The sequence below is a fragment of the Paenibacillus sp. FSL H7-0756 genome (assembly GCF_038006765.1).
Classification (GTDB): domain Bacteria; phylum Bacillota; class Bacilli; order Paenibacillales; family Paenibacillaceae; genus Paenibacillus_AQ.
This window is the reverse complement of record NZ_JBBOVT010000005.1, coordinates 1-6,344: the sequence shown is the minus strand read 5'-3', so window position 1 is coordinate 6,344 and position 6,344 is coordinate 1. Positions and strand designations below refer to the sequence as shown.

Below are 6,344 nucleotides of genomic sequence, written 5' to 3'. Positions count from 1 at the left end.
ATTGCTGATCGACGGGACTATGCAGGAGATCGATGACCAGCACTTCAATAAAGAATTTAAGAAATTAAAGAAAGATGGAATGAAGCCGGTTGAACTTACTAAGTCACAACGCAGAGAACTTAGTAAGCTAAAAGGTGCAGAACTGGAAACGATAGTAAGAAAAGCGAATGGAAATAAAGCAGAACTTAAAAGACTAACAAACGAAAGAAATATAACAGCACACAAATTAGATACTAAAGGGGAGATAAGCGAGAAGTTTACTCTAAAACTAACAAAAGAGTATGAAAGAAAAATCGGTAAAAATAAAGTGTTTAATCATGATATGGGAGATTTTGGAGAAGAGGTAGTTGAGCTTGTGGCTAAAGAGAACAACTTAGGGAAAGACATTTCATCTATGTTTCAAAAGGGTAGGAATGGCATTGATAGAACATTTCTTTCGCAAGGTTCGCCACCTAAGCTAACGATTATAGAATCGAAAGCTTCGAGTATAGGAAGTTTTTCATACTCTGATGCTCAAAAAATGGGTGGGGAAGCATATTTCCAACAAATGATAAATAGTAATGATCCGAGATATGCAGGCTTCATTAAAGCTTACAAAAAACTAAATTTTGAGAATCCTGGACTTGAGTTTGATTACATTAGAGTAGAGACAGCCGTAAAGAAAACCGGAACAGGATTTGGGATAGATTACTTGAAAATAAAAGTTTGGAGCGAACTATAGAGGAGGATAAAATGCTTAACCAAAAAAAACTAGAGATCGCACTTAAAAAGTATACTAAGAACTTTCAAAAAAGCAGCTTTTATGAGGATAGCAAAGAACAATACGAAGATATCAAAAGTATATTATCTGAAATAATAGATTTAAATGACACAAAAAGAGACCATATCTTATTAATAAGTATTGGAACCATTTTTACGTATTACAATTCAGTGTGGAAGGAGGATGTATTTTCTTTAGAGAACAAGCAAATTGAAGGATTAAAAATGATGCAAATCTCCTTGTTTTATCAATGTATAGCTCAAGACTTATATAAAATTCGTTACCCGCGAATGATGGTTATCTATACATTTAAGGAGGTAGTCGCTGCCTTAATTCATTTCACGATGTATGGGTGGGAGAAAGAAGAGACAATTTTGTTTGATTTTATTGTTAAACATCTTGGTGAGAATTCTATGTCTGCAAATGATTGGAACAAGCATACATGGTTCTTGCTGGAACTCTACCTACAATACAGAAAAAAAACCATTTTTGAAATTGATCAACATGTAAATATTAGCGTTAAGGAAAAAATGAAAGAATCTGAAATGAAGTATGCTTTAATTCCAGAAAATCTAGACATCTATTCGGGAGTTTTGGAATCTTGGTCAACTCCTATAGAAGAAGAAATAACCGCTTTGATAGGACAAATGATCAATTATCATTCCGAGCTGGCCTCTGAACTGGGGAAATCTATTGAATTTGGTGACTACCGGTATGGATTCTATCCATATGAAATCTTGTTTCTGCTCCATGTTAGGAAGAAGAAGGGGTTACCGGTTCCACAACATTTTGAAGAGCTGTTGATGAATACACCTGAGGCGCAAATGGTGTTTCAGGAGCCAGAGCCATACCCGGAGCAAGATCCTCTACTGGTGCAAATTGATAGATTTTATCGTAAAAATTATCCGGATTATTTCTTGAATCAATATGGGGAAGAGCTTTTCCAATAATGCATAACGGAGGATAAGCAGATGTTGGATAAAGGAATACTGGAAGTCCTATTTCCGGGCCAGGAGGATGCAGTAGCGATTCTGGAAGGGGAGGATCGTACAAGCCATTATGAAAGAGTCTTAAAATATGGCTTGTCGAGCGGAGCCTTTCTTTTTCTGGATTATAAAGGAGAGGAAGACAATGAAATTGTAAATTACATTTTGGATTATGAGTTTGAGCGTGGAATTGAGCTTGCAACACAAGATGAACTGGAAGCGCTCGGTGAAATGGAGTATGAATACTTGCCTGATAAGATCCGGGAAACGAACAGCCTATTAAAAAATAGCAACTACGCTCTATTTGCCTTACCATCCCTGGGAGATTATTATGTATTGTTCATCTTCCGATTAGAGAATAAAGCGGTATTAACCAGTGCAGAACTGCTAGATGATGAGTTGGTTCCTCCAAGAGAAAGATATATCCAATACTACACGGGGACGGAGGTATAGCTGATACTCCGCTTCCAAGAATATTAGGATAACATAATGGGGAAAGGTTAATCTAAAGGATTTAGTATCCGGTGATTAACCTTTTTTTCCTCCCCTAGTTGTACTCCCCCGACTAAAACTCACTAAAATCATATGTACTGGTCAGTCAAAAGTTCTTGTCGAAAATAGATGCATAGAAAAATAACCCAATTGAGCGAATTATGGTATCCTTTAGTTCTCACACGAAAGGAATAATCGCCAAATGGGTTACAAGTAGTAGTTTACCCCATTCGTGAGCGATTCACCATACCGATGCTAAAATACCTGAATGACCTTTTACTTCCCTTCCGTTCTTGCTTCTCTAGGCAAGCCACCTTTGAGTAGTTTGTCGTTATTACCATCGGCTTCATGCTGCGCTCGGATCATCTCGGGGTAACTTCCATTATTCGCGATCTCTCTTTGAATCATCGCTGTTACGAAACGCTGATTCACTTCTTCCGTTCCTCGGCTTGGTCGACGGAATCCTTACGGCAGGCCTGGCTTCAGATCGTTCGCCGGTCTGCACCTCTTCTGGTAGTCCATGGCTATGTTGTTCTCATTGGCGACGGGATGAAGCAGGCTAAGGAAGGTCGACGAATGCCCGGAATCAAGAAGCTCTATCAGGAATCTGAAAATGTGTCCAAGGGTGCCTATATCTTTGGGCATTTGTTCGGAGCCATTGGCCTTCTGGTCGGCGACTCCCGAAAGTGGTTTTGCCTGCCTTTGTTCATGAATCTACAAGACGGTGTTAAGACTGTTCTGGGCTGGAAGACATCCGCGAGTGAAGGGGAGACGCCTTCCCATGTTGTTCAAATGATTGAACAAGGATTCGAGGCTGCGAAAGGTTTCGGTCAGGCACTGCTGCTCTTGGATCGGTACTTCTTGTCCGTTCCGGCCTTGGAGCGCTTACAGGCGTGCCACCTGGCTTCCGAAGCCCGTATGCACCTGGTGACCCAAGCGAAATCCAATGCGGTCGCCTACGAACGTCCCTCCGCGAAGAAGCCAGGACGTGGTCGACCGCCGAAAAAAGGCCAAACGGTCAAACTCAAGGAGTTGTTCACGACTCGCGCGGCTGATTTTCAAACCGCAACCGTTCGGCTGTACGGAGAGGAAAAGACAGTTCAATTTCTCTGTCTGGACCTGCTTTGGGGCCAAGGTTTATATCTGGAATTGCGCTTTGTGCTGGTGGTTTATGAGGGCCGGTATTCGATTTTGGTGAGTACCGATCTGACTTTACCTGCCACGGACATCATTATGTTGTACGGTTACCGCTTCAAGATCGAAAGTATGTTTCGGGAAATGAAGCAGGTTACTCACGCCTTCGGCTACCATTTTTGGAGTAAGTCCATGCCGAAACTGAACCGGTTTTTGAAAAAAGAGGAAGCCCATCCTCTCGAAGCCGTAACGAACGAACCCGATCGACAATGCATCCAAAAAACGGTTGAAGCCATCGAGGGATTTGTGATGTGCCAATGCATTGCGATGGGACTGCTACAACTGGTGGCTTTACGCTTTTCGGACCGAACTCCAAAGCATCTTTTTCGCTATCTGCGTACACCTTCCCACGCCGTCCAGTCCGAGGCTACGGTCGCTGCTTATTTACGCAAGTCTATTTTTCGCATGTTTACTCAAAATCCGCATGTATCTATAACCCAAATAATTAAATCCAAGCAAGGAAACGCTGAAGTGGAGCGCGATTCGCTGGTTTCTTAGCTCTGTAGAACTTTTGACTGTCCAGATATGTAATAAAACAGATTAAATGAAAATATTTAAAACTTTCAGGGCAGTCATCGGGATCTTGGCAGGGATCGTGGTCGCAGACCATTATCCAGGCCTCCGTTTACATCGGCACCTACCTGAGCCAGGGCTGGCAGAAGATGATCGAACCTGCCGCGATTGCGCTCGCTACTGCACTGGCGATGGGACTGGTTGAGCTGGCGATGGCGGGCGGCTTCAAAGCTGTCGGAGCCGACCTCAAGAAAGCCGGACAAGCTGTCAAGAAGGGCGTCGGAGCGGCAGCCAGTGGGGTGAAGAACGTTGTAGGCGCAGGAGCCAAAGGCATCAAGAGCCTGTTGAAATCCGGAGCCAAGCTTGCATCCAAGAGCGGCAGCATGATTTTACGTAATGGTAAAATCGTGATTAAGAGCCTGCAAAAGGGGCTCATGAAGGGGGCTAAAAATCTCCGGGGCCTGCTAGACCGGATTCTGCAGAAGTTCAAGTTCAAGAAGTTTAAGCTGGTGCGCAAGGGCAAGCATATCCGTCTGTATGGCGAGGTTAATCCTTGGGTATTGCTGGCTGATGGAACGATTCAAGAAGTTGATAGTCTGGATGGAAGAAAAGCAGGGATTAATACTCAGGCAGAACTCGATAAGATAAAGAGCCTGAAACCATCTGAGAGAATTGATGTTTATAATAATGCGGTTACCAAACCTGACGGTAAGATTGATTTTGATAGTATTAAGTTGCCTGATACTAATGTTCCTAAAGCATTCAAACAGACAGATTTTGCTAGTTCTTATCAAGATAGATTACATCAAACACCTGGTAAAAAGAATGTAAAGGTTAGTTTTGAGGCAACTAGAGGTGAATCATTGGCTACTCTCAAGCAACCCGCAGATCCAAAATTAAAACAAATACTAGATGATGCTGGAGTTAAGGGAATCAAATACAAGAACTCAGTTCCTGACTTCTCTCCTGTTGCTAAAGCTCAGGTGGAAGTCGATCATATGCTAGGGGGATTAGGGGATATGGGGAAAAAAGCTCGACGAATTAATTTTGCCCAAGCAGATTTGAAATTAGTTGATCAGCTTAATGCCTCCCCTGAATTGGCACGTCAGTTTGGAATGAAAGCGGGATCAATTAAAAGAGCAGATGTAGCAAAATATCGAAATAGAAACGGTTTAACTTGGCATGAGCTAAATGATGTAAAAACTCTACAGCTCGTTCCTACTGAGATCAATGATACATTTGGACACCTAGGTGGAGTAGGAGAAATAAATGCAGGAGCGTTTGAGTTTGGTGGATTTGCTCATAAATAAAGAGGAGGCTGTGAAATGATTATAAACGATGAGGTTTTTGGAGAACTAAACTATGAATTTGGTTGGACAAAGGATACCACTATTAATTTTTTTGGAAAGGAATATGAGATATCAATAATGATTGATGGTGAAGAAGATGAAGAAATTGATGAAGAGCAACATGAATCATATACTTCATTGCTGCAACATTGGGGAGAGTTGCAGCATAGTTTCATAGATGCAATTTTGAAATATTATATTCAGAAGAGACATGAGCTTGGTTATGATGTGGAAGTTAATGAAAGTTATCCGTTAATTACAACGACAGATCAATTATTAAACCATATATCATTGTCAGGAATAACTATTCCGTTTCCAGATATTAATGAAGGCAGAGATATAGGGATTACGTTTGACTGCACTTGGGATAACGAGAATGGTTTAGGTCTTCGTCTAGTTAATGAACAAGTTTTAAAAGTCGGTTATCAGGATGTGGCAATTTAACTACCCTTTTTTCTGTTTCATAAGAAATAAATAATAAGCTGAAGTAAATATCTCGTAATATGTAAAATGGTGCATTAATGGATAATCCATAATGCACTCTTTTTTTCTATTAAATTCTTCTGCTTTATCTCGAAATTTGAAAATTCCTCGCCAGTCATTGTGATATTGGCCGGTTTGGTTGTCGCAGAGATTGTGACCGGTGGGGCTATAACCGCCGCATTTCCGATGATTATCAACATCATCACCGTATACCTGCAAGCAGATGCCAAAAAATCCGTAGCACAGACCATTGTCCAAGCCTCCGGCTATATTGGCACCTACCTGAGCCAGGGCTGGCAGAAGATGATCGAACCTGCCGCGATTGCGCTCGCTACTGCACTGGCGATGGGACAGGTTGAGCTGGCGATGGCGGGCGGCTTCAAAGCTGTCGGAGCCGACCTCAAGAAAGCCGGACAAGCTGTCAAGAAGGGCGTCGGAGCGGCAGCCAGCGGGGTGAAGAACGTTGTAGTCGCAGGAGGCAAAGGCATCAAGAGCCTGCTGAAATCCGGGGCCAAGCTTGCCTCCAAGAGCGGCAGCATGATCATACGTAATGGTAAAATCGTGATC

6 protein-coding genes and 1 pseudogene are annotated in these 6,344 nt (G+C 42.3%); all 7 read left to right on the top strand.

Features of this window, described 5'->3' with window-relative positions; translation table 11 throughout:
- Positions 1–721: hypothetical protein (locus NST04_RS33905; RefSeq protein WP_341188208.1), on the top strand; the 721-nt coding region annotated here is incomplete at its 5' end.
- A gap of 11 nt (positions 722–732) precedes the next feature.
- Entirely contained in the window at positions 733–1,710 is a 978-nt protein-coding gene (locus NST04_RS33900; protein WP_341188207.1) for a hypothetical protein, read from the top strand.
- 21 nt (positions 1,711–1,731) lie between these two features.
- Positions 1,732–2,199 carry a hypothetical protein gene (locus NST04_RS33895; protein ID WP_341188206.1) on the top strand — a complete coding sequence of 156 codons (468 nt, stop codon included), beginning with the start codon at positions 1,732–1,734 and terminating at the stop codon, positions 2,197–2,199.
- Between the two features lie 372 nt (positions 2,200–2,571).
- On the top strand, positions 2,572–3,930 hold the full coding sequence (locus NST04_RS33890; RefSeq protein WP_341188209.1) for a transposase: 1,359 nt from the start codon (positions 2,572–2,574) through the stop codon (positions 3,928–3,930).
- 95 nt (positions 3,931–4,025) lie between these two features.
- Positions 4,026–5,255: pseudogene (locus NST04_RS33885) on the top strand (HNH endonuclease); the annotation flags it as partial.
- 15 nt (positions 5,256–5,270) lie between these two features.
- Positions 5,271–5,738, top strand: coding sequence for a DUF6985 domain-containing protein (locus tag NST04_RS33880; RefSeq protein ID WP_341188205.1), 468 nt, complete (start codon positions 5,271–5,273; stop codon positions 5,736–5,738).
- Between the two features lie 225 nt (positions 5,739–5,963).
- A partial coding sequence (locus NST04_RS33875; protein WP_341188204.1) for a hypothetical protein occupies positions 5,964–6,344 on the top strand: 381 nt, incomplete at its 3' end.